Raw genomic sequence first — 26,718 nt, 5'->3', positions numbered from 1 at the left:
TGTTGTCCGCACGTACCCCGGTTCGCCCCTCTAGTGAGGGGGCCGGGATGACGTAGGTCTTCGGGGGCGGCGCCCGTCTGGGTCTTCATGCCGCCCCGGGTCGCTCAGCCGCCAGGTGATTGGGAGTCACCTCGGCTCAGCGCCCATCTGCCACCGGAAGGGCTTTGGGAGGCCCCTCCGAAGGGATTGTCCGCCCGGTTGGGAGCCGGTCGAACAGTTCGAAATCAGGTTTCAGCGAGAAACCAGAAGCACCCGAGTCGGGGCTTCGTCATGCCACACGACCGAAGTCCCGTGACTGGAGTCATTGTGCATGACCTCGTTCGGGGTCGCCAGCTTTGGCGACTCCGTGTAGCACCGTTCCACCCGCCGGAGCGGCCACAAAGTCAGCCCAGCGTGGCCGACATCACACGATCCGGTGTCCTCTCCCGGACGGTTACCGCGGTGCGCCCCTCCCTGTCTCCTTCCGGTAGCGACGCCGTCCACAGGTTCTCTGCCGGGGCGCGGACCGTGTCCACAGGTGACCTGGTCCAGGGTCGCCGGATGGTTCGCGTTTCGACCTTTCCCCGGGTGAGCCGGTGAGCGCCGTGGCGGCTCGGGACGCCGCGCCGATTCCCGCCCCACGTCCCGCAGTCAACGACGCGGTTTACGTGCTGCCCGAGCTGTATGTGCCAGAGGCGAGCCAGTGGCTGTCGACGTCGACCGGCCGCATTGCGCCCGAGGGCTACTCGTGGATGCAGGCGGTCCACTGGGTCGCCGGGTCCGGTCTGTACGCCCCGCGGCGGCACCGGTCGCACGGGCCGCGCTCGTTCGGGCCGACGACGGTGCGGGTCGCCCAGGAGCTCGCGCAGCTTTTCCCGTGCCGTCCGGGCATCGGGTACCTGGTGCGCCGCACCGGCCTGTCCGAGCGCTCGGTGGAGTACCACCTGGGGATGCTGCGGGAGGCCGGGCTGCTCGCGTACATCGTGCGTGGGACCCGCGTGTCCGGCGAGAGCGCGCAGGCGAGCGAGTTCGCGCGGATGATCCCGGTGGAGTTCGACGTCGCGCTGGGGATCCGTACGACGCTGCGGGACGAGGACGCGCCCGCGTACACGCGGGCGATGACCGGGATCGCTGAGGCCGGCCGGGAGCTGATGGCGAAGCTGGCGAAGAAGGCCGCCCGGAAGGTCCGCAAGCCGCGCTCGAAGACGTCCTCGAAGGGCCCGGCGAGGGGTGCCCGGAAGGGTGCTAAGCAGGGGGGTGTGACGGCTGTTTCGGATGAGGCCCGTTGCACCCCAATGCAGGTCGGTACCTCAGGTCTTTCCACTGCGGGTACTACTTCCCTCCCCCCTGAGAGCAAGCTCGCAAGCGGGGTCAGCAAGTCCCCCACCCCGAAGAAGTCCAAGGCCAAGGCCGGCGGTCGCCGGAAGCTGAACGCGGTCGGCCGCCGCTTCCAGCTGGCGAGGGAGCTCACCCAGGAGCTGGACTGGCTGCGCGGCTGCTCGGTGCCCCGGATCGCCTGGGTGGCCAGGAACGTCGCTGATGCCGGATGGACCGTGACCGACGTGAAGGCCTGGCTGCACTTCCGCGGCGAGGCGGCCCACGTCCGTCGGGGCTCCGGCCTGCTCGCCGTGCTGCTTGCAGGCGCGGAGAACATCCTCGACACCCCCGCCAAGCGTGCAGACGCGATCGAGCAGTGGCGCGGCGCCCTCGAGGCCGCGCGGCGTGACCGCATTCGGCAGGTCCGCGCCCGCACGGAGCGGTACGAGGGCGACTGGCAGCCCCCGGTCAGCCGCGCCGTCCTGCGCGAGGTGGAGGCTGCGTTCGACCAGGTCAGGGAGCTGGAGCACGGCGGCCGCCACCAGGACCAGGGCCACGTCGGCGACGGCCAGGACGCGGGTCTGGAGCCGGGCGACGAAGAGATCGCCGCGCTGATCGCCGCAGCCGAGGGCGAGCTGATGGGGGGTGAGACGACGCTGATCATGTCCTTCGTCCCGGAGACGGCGGTGCGGACCTTCGGCGAGGAACTGGTACGCCGCGCCCGCCAGATCGACCGCCTCGCCCACAGCTCGCTGACGACCATCCGATACCGGTAGGAGGCCGACGTGCCCGAGATCAATTCCACCGAGCAGACCGGCGGCGGCACCTCGGAGCTGTCCGGCGTCGACCTCGCCCGGGTCGCCCTACGCCAGGCCAGGGAGGCAGCCAAGCAGCGCGGCGACAGCGAGGCCCGCGCCCCGCGCCGCCGTCAGCAGAAGGTCGTACGGCGTGACGGGCGCGAGCCGACCGGCTTCGCCGCCGTGCTCCAGGGCCTGATGGCCGACCGAGCCTGGGAACTCCCGGCCGCTGGCGGCAGCGTCCTGGACCGCTGGCCCGACATCGCGGCCGCCATCTCCCCACAGCTGGCGAGCCACGTCACGGCCGTCGCGTTCCACCCGGAGACCAGGCAACTGGATCTGCGCCCCGACTCACCTGCCTACGCCACACAGCTCCGGCTGAACAGTGCCCGGATCGTCGCCACGGCGAACAGCACGGTCGGCACCGACGCCGTACACACCGTCCGGGTCCTGCCGGTCGGTGCCGCACCCGCGCCCCGTACGACGGAGCCCTCCCCGGCGGCCGCGGCCGGGCCCGAAGCGCCAGTGAAGACCCGCCAGTTGGCGTCCGAGGGCTACCGCCAGGCGCTCGCCGCGCACCAGGCCGTCGCGCCCGCGCGGCAGGTGGACCTGGGGATCGCAGAAGCAGTGGAGCGGCAGACCAGGGCGATGCGGGAGCTGAGCCGCCGCGCGTTCCCGGAGCCAGAGGCGTCCTTGGGTGATCAGCCAGCCCCGATTGAAATCGCCCGCGTTCAGCGTCGCCGTGAAGCCGCTGCCACACACGCGGCCGCCGTGCGGCGTGCCCGAGCCGAGCGCGCGGGCACGCCGCCGCGGGAGGCTGCGCCTCAGCCGGTCGCCAAGACGGCGTGAGCGAGCAGCTGCCCGGCGTTGAACTAGCCCGGCCCTGTTGCCACCACGACAAGAAGGGCGTACAGGTGTTCTATTTAAGGTGTTCGGCCTCCATAGCCCGTGGCCGATGCTTGGATGTCGGTGTCCGGCGGGATTACACCTCGTTGGATACGCAGCAGACCGCGGCTTTGAAGATGAGCGGCCGCGGCATACGGAGGGGTGTCCGGTGAGTGACCGCAGCGCGATTGAGTGGACCGAGGCCACCTGGAACCCAACGACTGGATGTGATCGGGTTTCGCCTGGATGTGACAACTGCTATGCCATGACGCTGGCCAAGCGTCTGAAGGCCATGGGGCAGGCCAAGTACCAGAATGACGGGGATCCGCGGACGTCCGGTCCAGGTTTCGGTCTGACGGTACATCCGGATGCCCTGCAGATCCCGTACGGGTGGCGCAGCCCCCGGACGGTCTTCGTCAACTCGATGTCCGACCTGTTCCATGCTCGGGTGCCGTTGGACTTCGTGCGGCAGGTCTTCCAGGTGATGGCCGACACCCCGCAGCACACCTATCAGGTGCTGACCAAGCGGGCCCGCCGTCTGCGTCAGGTCGCCGACAGGCTGGAGTGGCCTGCGAACGTGTGGATGGGGGTGTCGGTGGAGAGCAGCAAGGAGCTCGCCCGGGTGGACGACCTGCGCCGCGTTCCGGCCGCCGTACGGTTCTTGTCGTGCGAGCCCTTGCTCGGGCCTCTGGACGGCCTGGACGTCACGGACATCGACTGGGTCATCGCTGGTGGCGAGTCCGGGCCGCGTTTCCGGCCGATGCAGCAGGAATGGGTGACCGGCATCCGCGACGTATGCACGGACGCCGGTGTGGCGTTCTTCTTCAAGCAGTGGGGCGGCCGCACGCCGAAGTCCCTTGGGCGCGAGCTCGAGGGGCGCACCTGGGATCAGATGCCGGCTCGGGAGACTGTCACCGCAGGCTGACCACGCTGGCCTTGGTGAGACGGCCGGCGGGCATGACCACACGGCCGTCTCCATCCAGGGCCTGGAGAGCTTTCTTCGCGTCCCGGGCACGCCACTGCGACGTCTCCAGCAGGAGCCACTGCTCGAGCTGTTCGAGGCTGACGGGTCCCTGACGCAGCCGCTGCTGGACCAGTGCCAGCAGCTCGGGGTCGGTCACCTCCCCTTCGTCGAACAGCGAGACCTGCCCGAGGGCGACGGCGTTGCGGACGCGGGGGTCCCGAAAGCGCATGCCGTCGCTCTTGTCGACGCGCCACATGGCGTCCTTCATCACTTCCACGCCGCGGCGGTGCTTGGTGCCGAAGACCAGGTACAGCGGATGCCCCGTCTTGGGCACGACCTCGAACTGCAGGCGGTAGTCGAAGCCGACGCGGTGCAGGGCTTTGCGGTAGCTGTCCAGCCAGGCCCGCCACATTTCCTCGCTGTCGCGTGCTGCGGCCACGTGGGTCCAATGCTGGCGGCCGCCGAACACGCCGTCGACGATGTCCTCGTTGAGCTCCTTGCGCCGGCTGAACCAGTTCGGCCCGAAAGTGACGATGACCTCGCTGGCGTGGTTCGCCGCGATGCGGCCCATCACGGACAGAGGGGTGTTGACGTTGCCCCAGCTGTCGAAGACACCGAGGATCGGCTGGCCCCAGGCGTTCAACTCTGTAAGGAGCCGCTCGCTGTCCCGGCCCGCCTCACCGCGCCGCGCCTCCACCCGCACCGGCAGCTGGTCCAGGGGCCCGAAGTTCTCATGCAACTCCTTCACCAGGTGCTCGTAGGCGGCGCGGTCCTTCTCGATGAAGATCAGCTGTACCCGCTCTCGGGACAGGCCCATCCGGTGCACGAATTTGTGGTTCAGCAGTCCCCGCAGGTTGAACACCGGGGAGCCCTCTTCGCCGGCCTCGTAGCGGCCCGGCCCGGCGAACGCGTCGAGGAACGTCACCTTCGACCAGCTGCGGCCCGACTGAGGGCTGGGCTGGAGAAGGATCGGCCACCAGGCATCGAAGTAGCTCTTGTACAAACGGTGCTTGGCTGCCGTCGCCGGTTCCAGCGGCCACAGAACGCCCATCCCGACCCCCTCAGACAACAGAATGTGACACAGATTGTCCGCTGAGTGACTGTCAGGCACCAGGCCGCATCCCGGACCATCACCAGCCTGCTGATGTTCGGGGGGACGGCGACAGGGCCCAGCGGGAATCCGCCGGGCCCTGCCCCTTGCCGTACGTCCTTCGGCCCGCGAGAGTCGTCATCGTCGGGGAGGGAAGTCCAGTGGCTGACCCGGGGGCCGTGCCACCGTGCGGAGGTGCCCCGCTGCAACGGGGCCTCCTGCGTTCAGCGATGCATGTCCGGAGCGTTGGACCTGCGTCTCCTCTATGTGCGCGCACCTACGCGTGTGCACGCGCACGAGGGAACGGACTCAAGAATGGCCGGGGATAATTAACCTCGCAAGGAGATGTAGGCAGGGAACTTCTCCAGAACGTCAGCCGCTGCGCCTGACCTGGGAGTTTTCACACGCCAGCCGACGATCTCCGGGTTCTTCAATCCGGAGGCGAGTCATTCTTTAAACAATTCTGTTCCAGGCCCTAAATAACAGTGCCGACCTTTATTTAGTGTCTGCCTCCAACCGGAACTAAAGCAGCTTTCTCGCGCGTAGGCATGGGTAACGTGGGTGACGCTGCCGTCTGTGGCTGCAACCACTGGCAGTGAACACCTGTGCCCTGCAAGGCACTTGAGCACGTTGCACGGAGCGATTCGGTACCTGACGTCTCATCGAGGGAGTCAACTTCGTTGTCCCAGCTGCTTCCTGAGCCTGTTCCTGCCGAGCAGAACGGGCCCTGCGCGCATACCCCGGCGAAGGCCTCGCCGCTGGTGTCCTTACTCCTGCTGGTCGTCCTTTTGGCCGCGCTGATCGCCCTGCTCGCCCGGGGCATGAAGCTGGAGGAGGCCCTCGCCGTTCTGGGGGCCGGCGGTGTGCTGGCCGCCGAACTGCGCCAGCGTCTGCTCTGACCGATGCCCCTGCCGGGGCCCGTCCCGTGACGGGCCCCGGCTCCGCTTCCGGGCTCGGGAAGGAGATGACGCCGTGGCCCGCCCCATGAACCGCCTGCCCCACAGCAACGACCCGCTTGTGGCCTTCGCCCGCGATCTGCAGGCGCTGCGCAAGAAGGCCGGCAACCCGCCGCTTGCCTTGATGGCCGAGCACAGCGGACTCTCTCAAGCCACCCTGTCCAACGCCCACGCGGGCAAGAAACTGCCCAGCTGGGCGGCCGTCAACGGCTACGTCCTGGCCTGCAAAGGCGACCCGGAGGACTTCAGCCAGCGCTGGGAGCGTCTGCGCCTGGCGGCCGTCGGGCTCTCCGGCGACCTGTGCCGTCAGGCACTGAGCCGCTGGGAGCGCAGCGGGACGCTCACACCGTCCCCGGTCGCCGACGAGGGCGAGCTGCGCGCTCTGCTGCAGGCCCTGCTGGACTTCAATGGCCTCAGCCACCGCACCCTCGCCCAGCAGGCGCTCGGCTACTCGCACGTCACCTACGGGGCCGTCCTGCGCGGTGCCCGCCCGCTGCGCGCGAAAGTCCTCTATCAGATCCTCATCGGCTGCGGCGTCCACTCGCTGAGCAGCCAGGAGGCGTGGTTCGAGACGCTGAGCCGCTTCTATCCGAACGAGGGTGTGCAGGGCGGCAAGCTGCTCAGTCGCGTGGACCAGCGCCATCGCTACGCCGGCGACCTCGACCTGAAGATGCTCAGGGCCGTCCTTGAGCGGCTGGAGCGCGGCCGCGGCCTGCTGGTGGCGGGTGCGGTGTCCTACAGCAGCGTCAACGCCCTGCGGAGCGCGTTCGAGGACATGCTGTCGCTGTTGATGACGTCCTTCCACCGGTCGGATGTGCCGCTGCCGGCCAAACTCGGCATCGCGTTCGACCAGGTGGTCCGCCAGCTGAGTAACAACTCGGTGCCCAACCCGGCAGCCATCGAGGCTCTCGTGCCCCTGGCCCTCCCGCACCACATGCGGCTGCGCACCCGGGTGGTCATGGCGCTGAAGAACGCGGGCGAGCTGCTGCGGAAGGCCGATGCGGGGCAGCTCGACATCCGCGACAAGTTCGGCAAGCGGATCCAGGTCATCTCATCGGGTGCCCCGTGGCCGCTGCCTGCGCGCGCCGCGTCGTAGTGCAGGAGCGGTGACATGCACCGGCCGCCGCACGCTCGCCGCGCGCCAGGGGGGCGCCCCGTCGCGCCTGGTCACAGGTGGGTGCCGAGGTGGTGGCGGCGGGCGATGACCAGGGCGTGCCAGCGCTCGCGAGTGGCCAGCTCGCTGTCGATCCATCGGGCGCCGGACGTCTGATGGGGAGCGAGGCCGGCCATGAAGGCGGCGATGTCGCTGTAGTAGGCGAAGTCGCCGCCGCGGGTGTTCTCGCGCAGCCGGGCGATCGTCATGGCCACCTGGTCCTGGTCGTCGCGAACAGCGTGGTGGAAGGCGAGGGCGAGGTCCAGGGCGAGTTCGGTGTACGTCACGCCCGCTGTACGGATCTCGATGCGCAGCACTTGGGCGCGGTCGTCGATGTCGGCGTCGGTGCGGCCGGCGTCGCGGGCGAGCGCCGCGATATGGGTGATCAGGGTGGTGGCGCGCAGATCCACTCCGGCCAGGAGCTGCTCGGCGAGGGCAAGTTCATTGTCGGCGGCGGCCGGGTCGGTGAAGGCCAGGGCGAAGGCGCGGTGGGCCTGGCTGTTGCCGCGCTCACCGGTGACACCGTGGTGTTCGGCTTCGTCGCGTGCGGCGGCGTATGCGGCGGCGGCGCGGTCCATGTCGCCGTGGGGCCACCAGATGTCGCCTTCGACGCGGTGGTGGCGGCCTTCCCAGCCCAGGGTGTGGGCAGTGGCCAGGGCGGTGGGGAAGTCGCCGGCCATGCGGGCGAGATGGGCGAGTCCGCGGCGGGCGGCGGGGGCGAGGCGGCCTTGGCCGTCGGCGACGGCCTGCATGCCGGCGCGGGAGGCCGGGCTGTCCCCGAGGTCGCGGTGGGCCTTGGCCCGGTAGTACAACGCCATGTGGTGCAGGTCGTCGGGGAGCAGGCGGCTGTCGATGACCGTGGTGAGGCGGGCGACGGTGTGCGAGCGGTGCTGGTGCTGGCGGCGGGCGAGCGCGCTGAGGAGTTCGACCAGGGCGTCGGCGGCCGTGTCCAGTCCCGTGCTGTCGGTGTCGGGCGGGGCGAGGGGTTCCCACACGGAGTCGCTGACGTAGGTCCAGGCGGCGGGCGTGAGCCAGCCGAGGTCCAGTCGGTGGTCCCGGGCGAGGCGCAGGCCCTGGCGCAGGAAGGCGATCAGCAGGAGCCGGTCCGGGCCGGGCGCGGCCTGGTGCTGTTCGCCCAGGGCGGTGAAGGCGCGCTGGGCGGCCTGCTGCCAGTCGGTCTCGGTCCAGCGGTCGTCGGTGGTGTCTTCGGCGTTGCGTACGGCGGAGCGGATCAGGCCGTGGAGGTGGAAGGGCCACAGGCTGAAGGGGGCCGCGCGGACGAAGGGCCGCTCGGTCAGCCGCTGGGCGGGGCCTTCCTGGGCGAGGCCAGCGGCCCGGGTGGCGAGGGGGACGTCGAAGGCGTCCAGCAGGCTCACCGAGCGCAGGACGTGCCGTTCGTCGGCGGTGAGGTCGGACAGGGTGCGGGAGACCAGGGCGGGGAAGTCGTGGTCGAAGTCGGCCGGCTGCGGGGCGCGGCCGCTGCGGCGCAACTCGAGGAACCGGGCGACGGACAGATCGAGGTACAGGGGTAGGCCGTGGGAGCGGGCGGTGATGACCTGCCGGATGGTCTCGCCGATCAGGGGCTGGCCGTCGCGGGTGAGGCGGCGGGCGAGGTAGTCGTCGCAGTCCTCGGGGGAGAAGTCGCCGATCAGCACCTGCCGCGTAGCGCCGGCGTTGGTGGGCGTGCGGGCTGCAGGCACGGCGGTGTGGGCGAGGCCGGGCCAGGCTGCGGGGCCGGTGTAGTCGAGCTGGCCCTGCAGCGCTGGGTCGGCCCACTGCAGGCGGGAGCGTCCAGTGATCACCCAGAAGGCGTTCGGCAGCAGCCACACCGTCCGCTGGATCAGCCGCTCGAGGTCGCGGCGGGTGCGGTCACCGATGTCCTCGAACGTGTCGAGCAGGACGACCGGCATGACCTTCTTGCCGTCGGGGAGGCGGGCGAGCTCCCACGCCAGCAGGTGCGGGTAGAAGGACAGGGCGTCCAGGTCGGGTTCGGCTTCCAGCAGGTCCGCCAGCCGGGCGCAGCCCGCGAGCGCGCGTACGGTCTGGCGGCGTTCGCGCAGCGCGCCGATGAGGGCGCCGGTGACCTGGCCGACGACCGAGCCGATGGTGCCGGGCAGCATGAGCGCCTGGGCGACATCGGCGAGCGCGGACTGCATCTGCTGCGGCAGCGCCTGCCCGAACCGGGAGCCGAGGCCGGCGCGGCGCAGGTACTCCTCCAGCGGCTCGCCCGGGTGGTTGGCCTCCCAGTAGCGGCGCAGTGCCAGGTCGAAGGCGGGCAGTGGGCGCCCGACCTTGGTGAGGGCGGCCCGGATGGTCAGCACGATCTGCTCGAAGTCGGTGCCGGCGGAGCGGGCGAGGTCGATCCGTACGGGCAGGATCCGGTCGGCCGGCCAGCCCGGCGCGCCCCACTGGGCGGGGCGGCGTCCGGCGTCAGCGAGCGCCGCCTCCAGCGTCCTGGACAGGGTCGTTTTGCCGATGCCGCCGACGCCGTGGAAGACGAGCACGTGACTGCGGGGCGCCTCGAGGTCCTCGGGGTCGAAGCCGGGGGAACCGACGTGCTGAAGGTGCTGGGTGAGCGCGGCCGCGACCGTCTCCCACTGCGTCTGCCGGTTCGTGAACGCCTCCGCGGCCTGCACGCTGCGGTCGTTCGTGCTGAACAGTGCCCTGAGATCCCGGCCGCCTGTCACATCCACCCCCGAAAAATGATCACTCGCAGGTCAACCTATGCCCGCCCTGCGGGATTTGGGGAGTCCGCCCCGCTGCCACGGCCCGGCCAGGCGACGGATTCAGACCTGCCCGGACCTCGGGGCGCCGTGGCGGCACCGGACCGGGCAGGTGGGCCGGGAGGACAATGACCCATCCGATCAAGATCAGAACAATGAGGGGGTTGCCATGCCCGGTACACCAGACGAGCCCGACTTCTCCGGCCTGGGCGGGGGCGAGGACCAGCATGCGGCCGACATCGTGCAGGAGGTAGTGCACTGGTACACCGAGCAGATCGCTGCCGAGCGGCGGTCCCCGCTGCCCGATGAGGAGCGCCTCGCGCAGCTGACAGCGGGCCGTACGGCCGCTTACGAGGATCTGCAGCGTCTGGAGGACGCCGACGCGCAGGAGGAGGACCGCCTTGCTGCGCTCTACGCGGCGCGGCTGAGGGAGCTGGAGTCGTAGGCCGTCCGCGGCAGGGGCAGCAGCCGTATGTCCGGGCGGTGCGCGGCGATCCGCAGACGTTGGAACCCGGCGGGCATCAGGGGGCGGGCCAGGGCGGCAATGCCGTCCAGTTCGTCGCGGTGCTGGGGCAGGGCCTTGCGCAGTCCTTGGTAGAGCTGGATGAAGTGGGCGGCCTCCTGCTCGGTGTAGGGGCGCCGCCGTTCGGCGGTCAGCGCCCATGAGGCCCGGCCGGGTGCGGCGGGCTGCTCCTGGCGCAGCAGGGCGTGGCCGTCGCGGCGGATCACCGTCACCGCGGTGATGGCCGGGTGGGTTTCGGCGGCGGCCGTGAGGTCGGCGACGGCCCGGTAACAGCGGTCGTGCCCGGCGCGTGTGGTGAACCGTCCGGTGATTCCGGCTTGCAGGGCCCGGGCGTAGCGCAGGGCAGTGGCCAGGCCGCTGTCCGCTTCCCGCACGGCCAGCACCACCAACTCCACCGGGTAGCCGGCCCGGGAGCAGGCGAGGGCGCTGTTGAGGACATCGTCCGCGCCGCCCGGAGCGGACTCAATGAGCAGGTCGCCGCGCCGCGTGCGCACGTACTCTTCCGCCTGGGCGAACCACGCTTTGTAGTCGGTGCGGATGGCCGCGCCGGCACCGCGGGGATCCTGACGGAGCATCTGCCGGTAGTCCGGATGTGCGGCCTTGAAGTCATCGCCGACCAGCTTGGTCGTGCCGGGCCGCATCGCGCGCCGGACCATCCTGGCGGCCGCGAGCTTGCCCGCCCCGGGCTGGCCGATCACGTACACGGCGCGCGGATCGTCCCGGGGCGTGACGTTCGCCAGAACGGTCGGCGTGATCAGTTCGTCGAAGATCCAGCGGTGTTCGTCGGCGGACAGCCGGTGGTAGGCGACCCCGGGCGGCACCGGGGTGGGCTGTGCGGTGCGGCGGACCGGCTCGGACCAGGCGGCCGCGCGTTCGCTGTCGCGCTGTACAGCCAGGCGCCTGTCCTCTTCGGTCAGCTCGGTGTGCACGCGCCGGTCGGTGCGGGCCAGTTCACGGCGGAAGACGGCAGTCTCGGGCGCCGTCCAGGGCCGCGCCCGTTCCACCCGCACCGCCCGGTCCGCCGCGGGGCGGCGACGCCAGTCGCCGTCGGGCATGAGCTCGTTGGCGTACAGCAGAGTGCCGTCGCGTCGTACGACGGTGACGCGGTCGGCGAGCTGTTCGGCCTCGATGACGGCCAGGGTGTTCAGCAGGTTCTTCGCGCAGCTGTCGTGGTTCTCCCAGGACACGTACCGGCCGTCGCCGGTGGCGGCCTCGGTGAGGAAGCGGTCCACGATGCCCAGCTGGCTCAAGGCCTCCGAGGTGGCCACGGCGACGACCTCGATCCGGTGGCCGGCCGCGCGGTAGGCGGTGGAGGAGTCGCGGAAGTCGTCCGGGTCGGCGAGCGCCGACTCCACCACGGCGTCGAAGCCCTTCTCGCGGACGTGGGCTTCGACGGCGGCCTGCCACCGCGCGGTGTCGGGGCGCACCAGGGCTCCGGCCGTACGGACGTCGGCCGCCAGGGCGTGGGCGTAGTGACGGTGGACCGGCTTGTACAGGTCCCGGCCGACCCGCACCGCGCCACCACGCCGGTCCAACACCGCCTGGACGAGGTCGGCGATCCACGTCTTACCGGCGCCTGGCTGCCCGGCGACGACGACCACGACCGGCCGGGGCTGGGCGACGGCGTCTTGAGTCGCAGCCGGGAGGATCACGCGGTGCAGCACGTCGAAGCTTTCCTGCTCGGAGAGCACCACCGAGTCCCCATCTCGTCCTGGCACCACGCCTCCTGTCTCCTGTCCTGCGCGATCAACGTAACACCATGAGCGATCTATGCGCGAATCAATGAGCGATCCAATACGCGATTGGTGTAGGGTGTCTAGTGGAGGTGAGCTCTGTGCCCACTGAGAACGAACTGCTCAGCAACGTGGACGCGTTGCTGGAACAGGTCGCCCAAGACGACCTGCCGCCGCCTGCCGAGCGCAGGCGTCTACGCGAGGCTGCCGGGCTGAGCCAGGCCCAGATCGCGAAGGCTCTCGACACGCGCCGTGAGGCGGTCGGGAACTGGGAGGCCGGCCGGACCGAACCGCGGCCGCCGCAGCGCGCCGCCTACGCCAAGCTCCTGGAGAAGCTGGCCGCACGCTTCCCCGCCCCCAAGAACGAGGCACCCGGCGAGCCCGCTGTCCCGGAGACGTTCGCTGCCGAACCCGCCCCGGCGGCCCCCGCTCCGTCGGCGTCGGCCGCCGCGAAGCCGCCCGCCCGACCGGCGGCGAGCACCACCAGGCCGACGTCGACGTCGCGGCGCCCGGGCGCGAAGAAGGCGGCGGCGAAGAAGACCACGGCGGCCGCCGTAGACCCACGCTTCGAGAACGGCCCCCTCGCCGTCGTCGACTGCGAGGACGGGCAGGTGTCGGCATACTGCGTCGGAGGCCTGGTCCTGGACGTGCCCGCAAAGTCCCTCCCGACCCTGGTCGACTGGACGATCGCCGAAGCTCACCTCGGTCAGGCCCGCCTGCACCGCAACGGCCGCGACGCCGACCCGATCCTGGTCCTCACCCCGGCCGCGCTGGAGCGCTACGGCCTGCCCGCCACGCTGTCGGACGAGGAACGGCGCGCGGGCCGGCTCAAGGACAGCCACAAGGTCGTCAAGCAGATCCAGCGCGCCGAACTGCAGCTCACCCAGCGCGGGTTCGGGCCGTGGGCGCGCGTCTTCCGCGACCCGGAGGGCTCGAGGCGGCGCTGCGTGCAGCTGTGCATCCCGTCCTGGAACGCCCTGGACGCGCGGGAGTGGGACAAGAAGGACGACCCGCAGCTGCCGTCCATGCACCCGGCCGACCTCGCCCGATACCTGGGCACGTACGCGCAGCGGGTGATGACGCCGCGCGGCACCACATCGACGACCGGCCTCGAGCTGATGACCGCGCTGCGCCCGCCGACCCGCGCGGAGAAGAACGAGGCCACCGGCGAGTTCGAGCGGGCGTTCAACGCCGACGCCCTGACAGCGGTGTACGAGCCCGTGGCGTGTGAGGTCCCGGACGAGCACCCGAAGCTGAAGGACAAGTTCGAGCGCCACCACCTGCGCACCCCGGCAGAGATGCTGATGGAGGAGCCGTACGACTGGTGCCGGCCGCTGACCGATGACGAGTGCATGCTGCCGTACCTGGTCGCGATCGACGTCAACATGGCGTTCGCCGCCGCCACCAACGGCCTCACCGTCGGCCTGGGCGCCCCCACCCACCTGACCGGCAACCCGGCGTTCGACCCCAAGGTCCCCGGCTCGTGGCTGGTCGACCTGAGCCACGTCGACCTGTCCCGCGTGCAGATCGATGGGCGCACCCTGGACGCCGACCTGCTGCCCTCGCCGTTCACGCCGAAGGGCGACCGCCCCACGGGCCCGGCCTGGTACGCCACCCCCACCGTCGCGTACGCGCAGGAGCTCGGGTTCGACGTCGCGCCGATCGAAGCGCACGTACGTCTTGAGTCCGGCCGTTACCTGGACCCCTGGTACAACCGGCTGCGCGACGCGTACGTGGAGACGATGGCCGACATGGGCGTCACCACCGACCTCGCCGGCCAGGAGTTCCTGGACGCGATGGCGCGGCGCAAGCAGGTCGACCCGACGATGGCGCTGCTGGAGACCGCGATCAAGGCGACGGCGAAGGGCGCTATCGGCAAGCTCCGGCAGCGCAGCCGGGGCCAGGTGCCCTACTACGAGCCCTACCCGGCGCTGAAGCGGGAGACGTGGCGCCCCGACATCCGGGCCGCCGTGCTGGCCAACCAGCGCGTCGGCCTGCACCGCAAGCTGATGAAGACGGCGGCCGCCGCCGACCTGTACCCGGTCGCCATCGGCACCGACGCGATCGTCTACCCCTCGCCCGGCCCGTCCCCGCTGGACGTCCTGCCGCACACGCCCGAGGGCAAGCCGGTGCCCGGCGGCTTCCGGCTCGGGGTCTCGCCCGGGATGGTGAAGCACCAAGGCACCCAGACGGTTCTGTGGGCGGAAGCCCAGTTCGAGGAACGCGGCGGCGTCTTCAACATTGCCAACCTCATCAAGACCGACCAGAGCGCCGGAGAAGGGGAGTAGCAGGTCATGGTCGACTCGCTCGGGGACAGCCTGGACCGCGCACTGGAGGGGGCGTTCACCCGCCGCATCCCGCAAAGCGCCCAGGCACAGATGAAGTACCTGGTCAAGCAGCTCAAGGGCACCAAGGCCGCGGCCCAGGCGCTCGGGATCTCCCAGCGCACCGTGGAGCGGTACGTCGTGGGCAAGCTCAAGCGGCCCCGCCGGGAGCTGCGCGAGCGCATAGAGCGCGAGGTCAAGAAGCGCTGGCAGCCGCAGGTGCGGGCAAAGGCGAGGCAGAAGGCGGCCTCCACCGGCGGCCTGGTCGTCTCCACCCGCGCCCGGTTCGGGTTCACCGCCGCGCCGGGCACCACCGACGACGCCCGGATCCGCGACATCACCCAGGCCCTGCCGCCCGTCTACGCCGACCGGCTGTTCACCGCGCGGGAGCAGGGCGCCACCGAGCAGCAACTCCAGCAGATCGCGGCCGAGGGCCTGGCGCAGATGTACTTCCGCGCCAACAACACCCGCGCGCACGGCCTGGGCGTGGAGTTCACCGACATCGAGCAGATCGGCATCGAGCTGTAGCAGGCCAGGCACCAACGAGGCCCCGCACCAGCGCAGAAGCGCCGTGCGGGGCCTCACGCGTATCCGCCCGGGTTGGATGTTCATGCACTGTGACTGAGCACTTCACGCGGCCAGTTGGCTGGCTGAGCGTTCGACGTTCAGCACGCTTTTGGCATGCTGGCACGCGTCCTACCCTCTGGCCATGCCTTGGACAACACTGGCCAGTGCCGTAGTCGGCGCCTTAATCGCGACCGCTTCCGCCGCGTTACTCGACCGCAGTCGCTGGCGACGGGAGCAGGATGACCGCCTCATACTGACGACGGCGCTTTGATGTCATCTCGCCGAGGTTCGCTGACGGACGGCCCTGACGGCGCTATGTCGTTGGTGTGAGATACGCGCAAGGCGGCGGGCTGGACGCCGCGGGGCGGGGGCGCCGCGAGGCTTTGCGGATGCGGGCGGCCGCGATGTTTGCCGAGAACGTCACGTCTTCGGAGATCGCCGAGCGGCTGCGGGTGACGGTGCGGTCGGTGTACCGGTGGAGGGCTGATTTTGAGCGCGGCGGGACGGCGGCGCTGGCAAGCAGGGGCCCGCTGGGGCAGCGGTGCAAGCTCACTACGAAGTCGCAGGCCAAGCTGGCCCGGATGCTGGATGAGGGCCCAGCGGCGTTCGGCTGGGACGAGGACCAGGTGTGGACCGGGGCTCGGGTCGCCAAGCTGATCGGCCGCAAGTTCCATGTCTCCTACAGCGCCGACGCTGCAGTCCGGTTGATCCGTCGGCTCGGCTTCACCCCGCAGATGCCGGCGCGACGGGCCGCCCAGCGCGACGAGATCGCGATTGCCGCCTGGAAGGAAACAACGTGGCCTGCGATAAGGACACAGGCCGCGCTCGGCGCCTTCGTTTGCTTCGAGGACGAGGCAGGCCAGCATCTGACGCCGCCGCGCGGCCGAACCTGGGGACGGCGGGGCCAGACACCGATCGTGAGGGTGGCCGGGCGCAGCTCCGGGCGTGTGTCAATCGCCGGACTGATCGCCGTCCGTCCCGGGGCGCGCACGAGACTGTTCTACCGGCTGCGCATCCACCGCCGCCGCAAGAACGAGCGACGCTCCTTATCCGAACGCGACTACATCGGGCTGATCGACGCCGCCCACCAGCAGCTGAGAGCCCCAATCGTCCTGGTCTGGGACCGGCTGAATACCCACATCTCGGCGACCATGAAACGGATGATCGCCGGACGGGCCTGGCTGACCGTCGTGCTCCTCCCGGCCTACGCCCCGGACCTGAACCCGGTCGAGGGCGTGTGGTCTCACGTCAAACGCAGCCTGGCCAACCTGGCCGCGCTCAGCGTCGATGCGCTGGAGACGCTGATCCGCAACCGTCTCAAGCGCCTTCAGTACCGGTCCGCCGTCCTCAACGGCATCGTCGCGGAGACCGGCCTGACCTTCAACCCGCCACCGCCATGACCTCGCGGAACACCGTCGTCGGAGACTTGCCCGCCGCGACCGTCCGGCCACAGCGGGCAATCCCCTTGCGTCATCGATCAAGCGCGGCGATGCTCAAATGCCGTGAGTAGCCTGGATATCAGCACGCTGACGACCACCGAGGAGCGGCTCTGGCACGCTTTCCCCACCGGTGCCCTGGTCGACCTGCGCTCCGGACCCGACGACGGACCCGACCAAGCGGAGTCCTGGCCGCGCACCCGCGACATTCGCGCCGAGGTGATCACCGCGCTGCTGACTGGCAACGGGCCTCATGCGAACGGCGGCGCGGGCGTCAAGCTGGCCGGCGTCCGTGTCATAGGGCGACTCGCGCTCGCCCACATGACAGTTCCCTACGCACTCGACTTCGAGCGGTGCTGCTTCGATGACGGCCTGGACCTCGCCGAAGCCGAGACTCGCAGCGTGCGCCTGCGCGGCTGCTATCTCACCGTGCTGGAGGCCAACCGCGCCGAGATCCGCGGCGAGTTGCAGATGGAGGGATGCCGCCTCGACCGGCTCAACCTCTACGCGGCACGCGTCTACGAGATCGAAATCAGTGGGACCACGATCACCGCGCCCCCGCCCGAACCACCGGACCCCCACGCCGACTGGACACCGCCGCGCACTGCCGTCAACGGCGACCTGCTCGTCGTCGACACCGCGATGTACTGCCACGACGTCGTCGTCGACGGACAGTTCCGGCTCCCCGGCGCGCGCATCGGCGGCTACCTGCACCTGGACGGCGCCCGGATCACCCATGAGGAGCCCAACCGCCCGCCCACGCCCGCACTACTGGCGCAGGGCCTGCGCGTCGACACCGGCATCTTCGCCCGTCGTGGCAACACCCGAGCAAAGAACCGGTTCACCGTCACCGGCGGCGTCGACCTCAGCGGCGCCACGATCAAGGGCGGGCTCATGCTGCCCGACGCCGACCTGGTAGACGACCGCGGCGCAACGGCGCTGCGCGCAGACCACATCTCGGTCGAAGGCGGAGTCAACCTGTCGGGCCTCACGGCTTCGGGCGCGGTCCGGCTCGACTCGGCCCGCGTCGTCGGGCCGCTGACGCTGAGCGGTGCGCAACTGAGCACGCTCGACGTCTCCGGCGCGCGCGTCGAGGGGGCGATGGTCTGCAACGCGGGATTCACCGCGCACAGCTTGGACCTGCGGCGGGCACGGACTGCGACGTTCGAGGACGCCGCCGCGTCCTGGCCCGCCCAGCTGCGCCTGGACGGCTTCGTGTATGACGAATTGATGCCGTTGCCGACGGCCGGAACGCGACTGAAGTGGCTGGCTCGTGACGCGTATCAGCCCCAGCCTTATGAGCAGCTGGCCGCGCGCTACCGCGCGGTGGGGCGTGACGGCGAGTCGCGGCGGGTGCTGCTGGCTCAGCAGCGGCAGCGACGTGAGGCGGCGGGCGTGCCAGCGAAAGTGTGGGGCCTTCTCCAGGACGCAACGGTCGGGTACGGGTATCGGCCGTGGCTGGCGGGGCTGTGGTTGTTGGGCCTGCTCGCCGCCGGATCGGTCTACTTCGCGTCCCACCGCCCCGCACCGATGAGCGCGGGCGGCCCGCATTTCAACGCGGTCGCCTACACGCTCGACCTATTGGTGCCGGTGGTGAGCCTCGGTCAATCAGGCGCGTGGAATCCGAGCGGGTCCGGTCAGGTGCTGGCCTATGTGCTGATCATCAGTGGCTGGACGCTGGCCACGACGCTGTTCGCGGGGGTCACACGAACCCTGGTGCGGCCTTGAGATGACAGGTCTCTCTGCGGCTGGCGCACCAGTCAGGAGATGACATCAAACCGTCGTCCTCAGTAAGCGCACGACGTGTCCTATACAGCGAGTACCTCGCGTGCCTCTCTCAGGCCCGCAACGACTTCCGTAGCCTGGCGCGCAACCAGACCGCGGACTTGGTCGAACGAGAGCGCTCCGCCCGCGACAGCTTCGCTCCGTGCTACGGCGTGCGCTACCAGATGTCGATCACGGCCGCATCGAACGTATTCGTCGCCTCCGAGGACGCTTTCCGCCGACTACGTGACATGCGGGATCTCGCCGCGGCCGGCACCCTCGCTGGGGACGAGGCGTACTCGGGTGGCCGAGCCGAGTACGAGACTGCGCTCACTCGACTTCGTGACACTATGCGCCACGATCTCGGAGCCGACCGGGAACTCACGGTGGCTAGGTGAGGTGCTCAACTGGTCAACTCGGGCGCACAGTCGCATGCACGCGTCGACGTGCCCAACGCCCGCCCCCGGTGCCGGTTACGCGCCCGAGTCGCCTGGCGCGGGGGCAGAGCGCCGACGGACGACGTCCGGCAGCTGGCGGGAGCAGGCGGCCGGAATGAAGAAGAGGCCGGCCATCCCCAGCCCGGTGACCACCAGGCTCAGCAGGCCGACCGACACCGACGGTTCGTCCGCCCCGGCCACGCCGCAGAACATGGACGTCACCAACGTGAACGCCAGGGTCGCCAGCACCCACCGCTCCCGCAGCGGCGAGCCGGAGCGCGCCACCACGCTCGTCCACCAGGTCCAGCCCGCCATCACGCAGAACACCACGGCGGCCGGCGGCAGCAGCACCACCGGCGCCCACCGGCTGGTGTCGTCCTCGGGAAGCCTCTGCCCGATCCGGTAGGAGACCTGCACCAGCCACACCAGGTACAGCGGCAACGCCGACCACGATCAGCACCCACATCGCGATCCGCAGCGCCCGCACTGTGCCCCGCTCGCTCATCGTCCCCCCTCAGTCGCCTGGCCACGGGGAACGTACTGACCGCAGGCCCGCACACGCCAGAGCGCCTGTTCCACCCGGAGTAGAAGGGCCCGCCTCCGGACCGCACCGCCGCGTTCGCCCGCAACTCCCGGACTTCCTCGATCGGGTGACGGCGAACGGTTCTGCGCGTACACGGCCACCTGTGACGGCTTGCGCTTCACGAGATTTCCACGCACTACCGGAAGACCTGTGAGCTGTGCCACGAGTCCGACGATTCTTGAAATGAGAACTTCCGGGCCTGCCTGCACCGCTGCAGGTCACACCTCATTTCCGAATGTGTGAGCCAACATCGCAATCACGTTCCGTTTATGGAGAAGATCGCACAGTCACGGTTTTCGTGGGCCCCATGAGTTTCAGGACCCGAAAAACGACAGGGTGGTGCGTGAGAGCCCGACCCAACGAGGCGCTCACGCAGACCAGTTGGTGGCCTGCGTCCGAACCCGCCGGCCTCAACGGAGAGGACCGGTGCTCACCGCCTGGAGGACCGCATGGGCAACGGCGACGTCACCACTGACGTATCGCCTCAGGACGGCGGCCACGGCCAGCCCGTCCAGGCCCCGCCCGAACTGCCGCTGGACTTCGAGGGCTTCTACCTGGGGCACCAAGAGTTCTTCCACGACTTCGCGGAGATCCACCTCGGCAGCCGGCGCACCGCCGAAGAGGTGGTCCACCAGGTGTTCCTGGAGATCCTCGGAGGCTGGGACGAGCTGCTGCAGCAGGGCGATCTCGAGCAGCAGACGCTCGCCGTGCTGCACCGCGGCGTCACCCGCCGCCTCGAAGGGGACGGTCGCCCGCCGGCCTTCCTCATCAACGGTCCGATAGCGATGAACCTCGAGGCGGTCCGCAGCCAGCTGGAGCTCAACAGCAGCGCCGACGGCCTGTACGAGGCGATCCTGGAGCTGCCCACCCGGCAGTTCACCGTGATCGTCCTGCGTCACCTGCTGGGCTACCCCACCAAGCGGATCGCCCGCTACATGGGCCTGGACACTCGCACCGTCGACTACCACGGACGTAAGGGCAAGGAACGCCTGCGCAGCCGGCTGGGCCTGCCCGCGGCACCCGGCAAGCACAAGAAGGGGGCAGGACAGTGACCGCCATCGATGAACTTCTCGCCGACGCCCGTATCCCCACCGGACCGCGGGACGGCTTCGACGTCGGCACCGCCCTGCGCCGCCTCGCCGCCGACGCGGCCGCCGCCACAGCCAAGCCGCACCCGGACACCGTCCGCGCCACCGAAGCCGGGCAGCGGCTGTCCGTGGTGTGCCGCTGGATCCTCAACAAGCCCGACGCCGCCGACCACGTCGACCGCCTCGCCCAGGAACCCGGAACCCGCGCGGACGACAGCCACCTGGACGTCGATGGCGCCCTCGTCTTCGCCTGCCTGCTCTACCTGACCGACCACCGCGAGAGCGCCCAGTTCTGGTGGCAGCTCGCCGCCGGGGCCGGCCACCGCGCCGCCGCCTACTGCCTGCACCTGCACCATCTCGCTCTCGGCGAGACGCGAGAGACGCGGCACTGGCTGCACGTGGTCACCGACGATGTCCTCGACTCCGAAGCCCCCGATGACACCTTCCTCTCCACCTTGGAGGCCGTCGCACTGTACGTCCGCAGGACCGGCTCCAGCCTCGCCAGCGCCCCCACTGGAGGGCTTGAGATGGAGGTCGACCGCCTGGCCACCGAGAAGACCGACTCCTGCATTATCGTCCAGCGCCCCGACCAGCGCCTCGCCGACCTGCTGCACGACTTCACCCGCCGATGAGCAGCGAGGACCTGCACGCCCGCCCTCATCTACATCCGGCACCTGGTGCTCAACGGCTTCACGATGCCCTACCGCCGGTGACTGCCGGTGTTCGACAACACGGACGTTCACCGCCCGGGCAGAAAGAGGAGTGCGGACGCATCACGGTCATGTATGGCCAAGCTCACAGCCCCTGCAGGGCAGTTCCCTGACCTGGGCTTTTCCTACTCCGAGTTTCGCCAACGTCCACTGTGTCCCGCACAGTCCCGCCGAGTCCAGGACGTCCACCAAGTCCACAGGGTCTGGCTCTTCGTTGGACCGTGTGTCAGTCACCCATCACTAGACTGCTTTCCACGCAAAAGGAGCCCTGCATCCCCAACGGGTTTCCTAGGCCTCTGAGTTGGGAGGGCTCCTTGCGCGGTGTTCCAGCACGCCTGTCAACGAGAGGAACTCCGTATGGAAGACGAGAGTAACGAAAAACGCCCGCCAAAGCACCCGTTCCGCTGGGTCAGGCGGCACGCCGAAACCATCCGTCATCTGCGGAAATGGATCGGTCAGCTGGGAGGGAACATCCCGGGTGAGTTCCTTCAAGGCGCCGCGTACAAGCTCGGCAGCGGTGCCGTGTCCCTGATCATCATCTGGTGGGAGACCCGGCACTGAGTCCTGTGGTGGGTCCCATCCTGGGGCCCACCACATCCTCGGCAACCCGCCGTTCGGAACGTCTGGGCGGTGTTCTCCAGGAAGCGCGGAGAACAAGCCGTGATCTTCTGGCCGAGGGCGTGCCGTGCCACGTGTACACCCCCGGCATGGGCAGAGCCAATGGCGCGCGCGACGGACGCTCACGGCGCTCCGGGCCTTGAGCGTCTGCGCGTATGCGCATGCTGTGACCTGGGGAGTCTCAGTCCACCGCGTACGTCTTCTCGCCGACCATGAAGGGGGCGTCGGCGGGGCCCTTGATGTAGGGGCCGCGCCAGATCACCCGGTGTTCCTGGGTGCTGGGGTACCACTGGCGCACCTTGTGCATCCGCACGGTCCACCGGTGGTGATAGACCCGGCTGGTGTCGCTCTTCTCCGAGCGCTGTTCGGGCACCTGGTGGGCGAGGCGGATGACTCGGACGTCCGGGTCGGTCGGCCTGGCGGCGGAGCGCAGCTGGCGCGCGGGACCGTCTTGGTCTGGCGGGGACGTGATCGTGGTGATGCCCTGGGTTGAGAGCCGCCAGAAGGCGAAGGCGTAGCGGACGGCAAAGTCGTCGTAGACGTCTTCGATGCGCCCGCCGTCCCACTGGCCCTCCTCGGGCGGCATGACGTTGTACTGGGCGACCTCGTTCAGGGCGGTGTGCAGTCGGCGGTGTTCCTCGGTGAGCGCGGCGTGACGCTCGCTGCTCTCGGCTGTAAGAGCGCCGTCGGCCCGCATCCCGTAGACGCCGTCCGGTACGAGTGGGGGCAGCGGTGCGCCCGTGGCACGCGCCTGGGCGACGGCGAGGCGCCATGATTCGGGCTGGACGGGGCCGTCGCGGTCCATGAAGCAGGTGAGCTGGATTCCCGGGTACTGGGCTTCGGGCAGCACTTGGGACTGGGTGACCATCTGCCAGCCGAAGGCTCGGATGTCGGAGAGCGATCCGCCCCGGTTGGCCACGACGACCGGTTCGGGAAGCACCAGCAGGCCCGTCGGAATGGCGAGGTCCCTGTCACGGTCCAGGGTGGCCACGTCGGCAGGCTCCAGGGTGGCGGTTGCAGCCATCACCGCCGCGTGGGCCGCCGGCGAGATGACGAGCACCTCGGCGTCGGCCAGGACGTTGAGTACCTGCTGGATTTGCCACCGCGCCGTTTCGACTGGACCGGTTGGCCAGGGTGGCCGCATGCCCTGCTTGCCGAGCATCAGCGCGAACGCCATGTCCTTGTGGTGCTCCTCGGGCACGTCGCTGTGCTGGAGTACCGTGCGCAGCTCTGCCATCCGCGTGTTCACGTTCGACGCCATCATGGATCGGACCCACGCGTTGTCTCGCAGGAGCCTTTGGGTGTCCGTCCGGGCCTGGTGTGCTGCGCGCGCGGCTCGGGTAGCGCTCCATGTCGTGGTGGTGTCCCGGCTGCGTTGCTTCTTGCCGCGGCTCGCCTTCCCCACGCTCTTCCCCCTCCATGCCGATTCCTGCCGGAGCGCTACCCGGGCCCGCACGCTGGGACACCGACGGATCCGGCCCCCGCCACGCCACTCACCGCGCACCGTCGCGGGAGGCCAGGCCGAACAACCCGGATTCGGCCTCCACCAGAATCCCGCGCTCGACCAGCCGCTTCAGCTTCGACCGCATCCCCTCGATGTGGTTCGCCGCCGTCCCCAGCCCCCACCCCGACACACACGTCCTTGCAGCGCAGCGGGCCCGGCGCCTGGGCGAAGACCACCAGGACCCGCCGATACGCCTCCGAGGTCACCGTCGCATCCCCGGACGCCTCGGCTGCCAGCAGCACCGGAGCCAGCTCCGCCAACGGCACCACCGCCAACTCCACATCCGCGACCGGAACCGGCGCCGCTCGGCCCGGACTGTCCGCCAGCACCTCGGTCATCGTCTCCCGCGTGATCTGCAACCGGGACAGCCCGGTCTCCACCAGCGTCAACGCCCCGGACAACTTGGCGATCTGCTCACGCAGTTCCTCGGCCCGCGACCGGGCCGCACTCTCTTTGGACTCCAACGCAGCCAACCACGACGGCACGATCCCACCCACCCCCAACCGGTGTCCGCTCCGGCAGCGAACGACTCACCGCCGAAAGTAGGAACCTCAGGTGGCCCGCGGCACAGCAAACCCCACCGAACCACCCCAACGAGTCACCCGAGCAAGATACGCACCCAAAGAAATTTAGTGGGCAACTATGACGCCAGTTCTGGGTATCAGCCCGACGCGCGATCTTTGGTGGGTGATGTGTCATTTCGGTGGCACTAGGGGCCATGCCCTGACTGTGAATCTGTGGTGTAGGTTCCGTGGGTTGTGTGTGAGTCTTATTACGTTGGTTTACTTCTGACGTCGTTTTAGGATCATGGTCGACCACTTATTTTTGCTTTACGTCTGTGTGCACCGGGGGCTGCAGATGTTATTCCGTCATGCCGTCACCCGTACCTGGAAAGGAATCCGGGTGACTCCTTGCATCCGCAGGATGCTCCCGCTCGCGGGGTTTGCTGCCGTTCTGGCACTGGCGGGCACGCCGATGCTCGCTTCTGCGGATCCGCAGCCGCCGTCGGGAAACGACACGCCGCCGTCCGCGGTGGAGGACTTCGCCTACCCGAATGCGGATCAGATTCAGCATGACAAGGGCATCAGGCTGATCAAGGGGGACGGGCACATCACCCTTGCCGCGTGTGATGAATCGGCCCGGCAGATCAGGGTCCTCACCGTGCAGGGCCAGGGCGGGAACCCGCAGGGCGCCTACTGCTTCAGGGCCGTCGCCAAGACTGGTTATCTCACGTTGGAGCTCCCGCACGTCATTGCGTTGGAGACCGCTGATCATCCGATCAGCGCGGATCTGAAGCCGCAGGGTGACCCGTCGGCGCCGGTCAAGACGGTGAGCGTGGCGAAGAACGGCTATCAGAGCGTCGGTGAGGGGACCGCCGGGGGTGCGTCCACTGTTCTGGTGGAACTGCGCGTCACGGGCTGACCGGCCGATCTGCCTTTGCCTTCTCACCGACCTTGTACTGGAACGGGGAACGTTCATGTCTGGCTTTCGTCCGCGCATGGCGCGGACTTCCGGTCTGATCGCCGCTACGTCGCTGGCTGTGACCGCCTTGTCGGGCACGCCCGCGGCCGCCGTATCGGGCCCGCAGGCTTCTGACGCGGTGTCCATCGCCACCGCACGGCTTGATATCGGCGGCCAGCGCGGCTGTTCGGCCACCCTGGTGGCTCCGCAGTGGCTGCTGACGGCAGCGACCTGCTTCACCGACACCCCGGGCAGCCCCCTTGCCCCCGGCGATCCGAAGGTGAAGACGACGGCGACCATCGGCGGCACCGCCCAGCAGGTGGTGAACCTCGCGCCCCGTACGGACCGGGACGTGGTGATGGCCCAGTTGGCCAAACCCGTCAGCGGTATCACCCCGATCCCGGTGGCGGACACGGCACCCGGTGTGGGCGACGAGGTGCAGGCCGCGGGCTACGGCCGCACGCACGAGGAGTGGGTGCCCGACCAGGTGCACGCGGCCGCCTTCACCGCCCAGAACGTCGGGGCCACCACGGTCGATCTGGCAGGGAAGTCGGATGGCGCGGCGGTCTGCAAGGGTGACACCGGCGGTCCGGTGCTGAGCACCGCCGCCGGTCATACGGCCGTCGTCGGTGTCAGCAGCCGGTCCTGGCAGGGCGGTTGTCTGGGCACCGATGCGTCCGAGACCCGTACCGGGGCGGTGGCGGCCCGGGTCGACGACCTGGCGGGCTGGGTCCAGCAGGTCGCCTACAGCACCACCTTCGCGAACGCGCCGTGGAAGGATGCCGTGCAGATGACCGCCGGCTACTACACCGGCGGATCCGCGGGCGGTAGCCACCGTATGGATCTGATCGTCCTATGGGACGACGGTGAGGTCACCCTCTACCAGGGCGGCGACAGCCAGGATGCCGCGCATCCGTTCGCCGCCGAGTACCAGCTGGCGCCCCGTAAGAGCATCTGGACTCATGCCGTCTCGATCACCGGTGTCAATGCCACCAGTGGCGGCACGGACGGGCTCGTCGTGCGCTGGAACGACGGCGAGATGACCCAGTACACGACCGTGGACGCCAAGGGTTTCCACGGTGAGAAGCAACTCGCCCCGCGGAATACTCCCGCCTGGAAGGGCGACGCACGGCTGCTGACCGGCGGCCGCTTCACCCCGGGCGGCCACCGCGACGACCTGCTGGCCGTCTGGAAGGACGGCCATGTCTCCGTCTTCCCTGATCTGGCGGCCAACGGGCTGAGCAAGCAGACGCAGATCATCGCCAAGAACACCACCTGGCCCTACGCCGAGAACCTCACCACGGGGTCCTTCACCGGTAATACCACCGATGACCTGCTGGTGCGTTGGGTCGACGGGGAGACCACCCTCTACCCGGGCCTGACCGGCAAGGCCCTGCCCGGTGAGATCAGGGTCCGCCCGAGGAATTCGGAGTGGAAGGACGCCGCCGTGGTCGCCGCGGGCGCGTTCACCGCCAACACGGCCGCGAACGACATCCTCGTCCGCTGGCGCGACGGGCACGTCAGCCTCTTCACCGGCGTGGACGCCAAGGGCCTGCACAACGAAGTACCACTCGTACCGGCCAACTGACGTTCCACAGCGTTCGAGGGGCGGATCCGCGGAACACCGATGGGCCGCCCCTCGGGCCCGGCCGTGCACGGGCCTGTGATCAGTCAGGTCCGTGTGCGAGCCGGTGCACACAACCCCCCATAAAAACATGAGACGAATAGAGTCTGCAGTGAGACATCCACGACGCCCGCGGCGCGTGGCGGCAGGGGCACAGCACGCGGTCCGCGCGCTGTGTCTGGGCCTGCTGCCCAGCGCGCTGGTACTGGGCCTGCTGGGACCCGCACCCTCCCCGGCCAGAGCCGACGCAACCCCACCGCCAACCGCAACCGGCGGTGCGCTTCCGGACACCGACCGCGCCAAGGTGGTGCGGCTGTGGGAGACCGGCGGGACCGGCGTGCGCGCCGCCGCCGAGGCCGCTCTGGTCGGCAGTGACGACGACGTCAAGAACTTCCTGGCTCAGGCCCCCGACATCCAGTTCCAGGACGAACGCGTCGCTACCGCTCAGGTCGCCAGTGTCGGCGGCACCTACCTCCAGCAGG

At 69.6% G+C, this 26,718-nt stretch carries 23 protein-coding genes; 17 read left to right on the top strand and 6 right to left on the bottom strand.

Annotated features, from left to right (window positions below; all coding sequences use genetic code 11):
• Positions 1-575: 575 nt before the first annotated feature.
• The 3 genes from ACH4UM_RS38480 (at position 576) to ACH4UM_RS38470 (ending at position 3,903) form a co-directional block, all read left to right on the top strand.
• Positions 576-2,072 carry a winged helix-turn-helix domain-containing protein gene (locus ACH4UM_RS38480; RefSeq protein WP_398190283.1) on the top strand — a complete coding sequence of 499 codons (1,497 nt, stop codon included), beginning with the start codon at positions 576-578 and terminating at the stop codon, positions 2,070-2,072.
• Positions 2,073-2,081: 9 nt separating this feature from the next.
• Positions 2,082-2,942: a DciA family protein gene (locus tag ACH4UM_RS38475; RefSeq protein ID WP_398190280.1), complete on the top strand. Its 861-nt coding sequence runs from the start codon at positions 2,082-2,084 to the stop codon at positions 2,940-2,942.
• A 205-nt stretch (positions 2,943-3,147) separates the two neighbouring features.
• A complete protein-coding gene (locus ACH4UM_RS38470) occupies positions 3,148-3,903 on the top strand; it encodes a DUF5131 family protein (RefSeq protein WP_398190278.1) in 756 nt (251 codons plus the stop codon).
• Here the strand turns inward: ACH4UM_RS38470 and ACH4UM_RS38465 are convergent.
• Positions 3,890-4,993 carry a three-Cys-motif partner protein TcmP gene (locus tag ACH4UM_RS38465; RefSeq protein WP_398190275.1) on the bottom strand — a complete coding sequence of 368 codons (1,104 nt, stop codon included), beginning with the start codon at positions 4,991-4,993 and terminating at the stop codon, positions 3,890-3,892. The genes ACH4UM_RS38470 and ACH4UM_RS38465 overlap by 14 nt on opposite strands.
• Before the next feature lie 719 nt (positions 4,994-5,712).
• Here ACH4UM_RS38465 and ACH4UM_RS38460 point away from each other — a divergent pair.
• On the top strand, positions 5,713-5,931 hold the full coding sequence (locus ACH4UM_RS38460; protein ID WP_398190273.1) for a hypothetical protein: 219 nt from the start codon (positions 5,713-5,715) through the stop codon (positions 5,929-5,931).
• 73 nt (positions 5,932-6,004) lie between these two features.
• Positions 6,005-7,084: a hypothetical protein gene (locus ACH4UM_RS38455; protein WP_398190270.1), complete on the top strand. Its 1,080-nt coding sequence runs from the start codon at positions 6,005-6,007 to the stop codon at positions 7,082-7,084.
• A gap of 71 nt (positions 7,085-7,155) precedes the next feature.
• Here the strand turns inward: ACH4UM_RS38455 and ACH4UM_RS38450 are convergent, their stop codons facing one another.
• Positions 7,156-9,828 carry a tetratricopeptide repeat protein gene (locus ACH4UM_RS38450; RefSeq protein WP_398190409.1) on the bottom strand — a complete coding sequence of 891 codons (2,673 nt, stop codon included), beginning with the start codon at positions 9,826-9,828 and terminating at the stop codon, positions 7,156-7,158.
• A 205-nt stretch (positions 9,829-10,033) separates the two neighbouring features.
• On the opposite strand from ACH4UM_RS38450, the gene ACH4UM_RS38445 reads away from it, so the two are divergent.
• Positions 10,034-10,309: a hypothetical protein gene (locus ACH4UM_RS38445; protein ID WP_398190267.1), complete on the top strand. Its 276-nt coding sequence runs from the start codon at positions 10,034-10,036 to the stop codon at positions 10,307-10,309.
• Here ACH4UM_RS38445 and ACH4UM_RS38440 read toward each other — a convergent pair.
• Entirely contained in the window at positions 10,276-12,105 is a 1,830-nt protein-coding gene (locus tag ACH4UM_RS38440; protein WP_398190264.1) for a zeta toxin family protein, read from the bottom strand. The two genes, ACH4UM_RS38445 and ACH4UM_RS38440, sit on opposite strands and share 34 nt — an antisense overlap.
• Positions 12,106-12,221: 116 nt before the next feature.
• On the opposite strand from ACH4UM_RS38440, the gene tap reads away from it, so the two are divergent.
• From tap to ACH4UM_RS38420, 4 genes are all read left to right on the top strand, one after another.
• Complete coding sequence (gene tap, locus ACH4UM_RS38435; protein WP_398190261.1) at positions 12,222-14,408, top strand: telomere-associated protein Tap; 2,187 nt, start codon at positions 12,222-12,224, stop codon at positions 14,406-14,408.
• A 6-nt stretch (positions 14,409-14,414) separates the two neighbouring features.
• Positions 14,415-14,972: a telomere-protecting terminal protein Tpg gene (gene tpg / locus ACH4UM_RS38430; protein ID WP_398190258.1), complete on the top strand. Its 558-nt coding sequence runs from the start codon at positions 14,415-14,417 to the stop codon at positions 14,970-14,972.
• 428 nt (positions 14,973-15,400) lie between these two features.
• Positions 15,401-16,411 (top strand): IS630 family transposase, encoded by a 1,011-nt coding sequence (locus ACH4UM_RS38425; protein ID WP_398190256.1) that lies wholly within the window; start codon positions 15,401-15,403, stop codon positions 16,409-16,411.
• Between the two features lie 102 nt (positions 16,412-16,513).
• The gene (locus ACH4UM_RS38420) at positions 16,514-18,175 is read left to right on the top strand and encodes an oxidoreductase (RefSeq protein WP_398190253.1); all 1,662 of its coding nucleotides are present in this window, start codon (positions 16,514-16,516) and stop codon (positions 18,173-18,175) included.
• Between the two features lie 509 nt (positions 18,176-18,684).
• Here the strand turns inward: ACH4UM_RS38420 and ACH4UM_RS38415 are convergent.
• Positions 18,685-19,089, bottom strand: coding sequence for a hypothetical protein (locus ACH4UM_RS38415; RefSeq protein ID WP_398190250.1), 405 nt, complete (start codon positions 19,087-19,089; stop codon positions 18,685-18,687).
• Positions 19,090-19,680: 591 nt separating this feature from the next.
• Here ACH4UM_RS38415 and ACH4UM_RS38410 point away from each other — a divergent pair.
• The 3 genes from ACH4UM_RS38410 to ACH4UM_RS38400 all read left to right on the top strand — a co-directional run bounded on the left by ACH4UM_RS38410 (position 19,681) and on the right by ACH4UM_RS38400 (position 21,590).
• Entirely contained in the window at positions 19,681-20,283 is a 603-nt protein-coding gene (locus ACH4UM_RS38410) for a sigma-70 family RNA polymerase sigma factor (RefSeq protein WP_398190248.1), read from the top strand.
• Positions 20,280-20,951 (top strand): hypothetical protein, encoded by a 672-nt coding sequence (locus tag ACH4UM_RS38405; RefSeq protein ID WP_398190246.1) that lies wholly within the window; start codon positions 20,280-20,282, stop codon positions 20,949-20,951. The genes ACH4UM_RS38410 and ACH4UM_RS38405 overlap by 4 nt, the downstream gene beginning before the upstream one ends.
• A 435-nt stretch (positions 20,952-21,386) precedes the next feature.
• Entirely contained in the window at positions 21,387-21,590 is a 204-nt protein-coding gene (locus ACH4UM_RS38400) for a hypothetical protein (protein WP_398190244.1), read from the top strand.
• A gap of 238 nt (positions 21,591-21,828) precedes the next feature.
• Here the strand turns inward: ACH4UM_RS38400 and ACH4UM_RS38395 are convergent, their stop codons facing one another.
• Together ACH4UM_RS38395 and ACH4UM_RS38390 are read right to left on the bottom strand one after the other, a co-directional pair.
• Positions 21,829-22,896, bottom strand: a complete 1,068-nt coding sequence (locus ACH4UM_RS38395) for a hypothetical protein (protein WP_398190241.1) — start codon at positions 22,894-22,896, stop codon at positions 21,829-21,831.
• Positions 22,897-23,140: 244 nt separating this feature from the next.
• Positions 23,141-23,281: a hypothetical protein gene (locus ACH4UM_RS38390; protein WP_398190238.1), complete on the bottom strand. Its 141-nt coding sequence runs from the start codon at positions 23,279-23,281 to the stop codon at positions 23,141-23,143.
• A gap of 8 nt (positions 23,282-23,289) precedes the next feature.
• Between ACH4UM_RS38390 and ACH4UM_RS38385 the strand changes: the two genes are divergently transcribed.
• The 4 genes from ACH4UM_RS38385 to ACH4UM_RS38370 form a co-directional block, all read left to right on the top strand.
• Positions 23,290-23,697, top strand: a complete 408-nt coding sequence (locus tag ACH4UM_RS38385) for a hypothetical protein (RefSeq protein WP_398190235.1) — start codon at positions 23,290-23,292, stop codon at positions 23,695-23,697.
• A 261-nt stretch (positions 23,698-23,958) separates the two neighbouring features.
• Positions 23,959-24,573, top strand: a complete 615-nt coding sequence (locus ACH4UM_RS38380) for a hypothetical protein (protein WP_398190232.1) — start codon at positions 23,959-23,961, stop codon at positions 24,571-24,573.
• Positions 24,574-24,649: 76 nt separating this feature from the next.
• The gene (locus tag ACH4UM_RS38375; protein WP_398190230.1) at positions 24,650-26,200 is read left to right on the top strand and encodes a trypsin-like serine protease; all 1,551 of its coding nucleotides are present in this window, start codon (positions 24,650-24,652) and stop codon (positions 26,198-26,200) included.
• Positions 26,201-26,375: 175 nt separating this feature from the next.
• Positions 26,376-26,718: ALF repeat-containing protein (locus ACH4UM_RS38370; RefSeq protein ID WP_398190227.1), on the top strand; the 343-nt coding region annotated here is incomplete at its 3' end.

Source organism: Streptomyces sp. NPDC020801, assembly GCF_044334385.1.
In the GTDB taxonomy this organism is placed as follows: Bacteria; Actinomycetota; Actinomycetes; order Streptomycetales; family Streptomycetaceae; genus Streptomyces.
This window is presented reverse-complemented; position numbering and strand designations above follow the sequence as displayed.

Bases quoted from the DNA above. Each gene is read 5' to 3' on its own strand.
- ACH4UM_RS38465 (WP_398190275.1), bottom strand. From the start codon at position 4,993: ATGGGCGTTCTGTGGCCGCTGGAACCGGCGACGGCAGCCAAGCACCGT.
- ACH4UM_RS38445 (WP_398190267.1), top strand. From the start codon at position 10,034: ATGCCCGGTACACCAGACGAGCCCGACTTCTCCGGCCTGGGCGGGGGC.
- tpg (WP_398190258.1), top strand. From the start codon at position 14,415: ATGGTCGACTCGCTCGGGGACAGCCTGGACCGCGCACTGGAGGGGGCG.
- ACH4UM_RS38425 (WP_398190256.1), top strand. From the start codon at position 15,401: ATGCGGGCGGCCGCGATGTTTGCCGAGAACGTCACGTCTTCGGAGATC.
- ACH4UM_RS38410 (WP_398190248.1), top strand. From the start codon at position 19,681: ATGGGCAACGGCGACGTCACCACTGACGTATCGCCTCAGGACGGCGGC.
- ACH4UM_RS38400 (WP_398190244.1), top strand. From the start codon at position 21,387: ATGGAAGACGAGAGTAACGAAAAACGCCCGCCAAAGCACCCGTTCCGC.
- ACH4UM_RS38380 (WP_398190232.1), top strand. From the start codon at position 23,959: ATGGTCGACCACTTATTTTTGCTTTACGTCTGTGTGCACCGGGGGCTG.
- ACH4UM_RS38375 (WP_398190230.1), top strand. From the start codon at position 24,650: ATGGCGCGGACTTCCGGTCTGATCGCCGCTACGTCGCTGGCTGTGACC.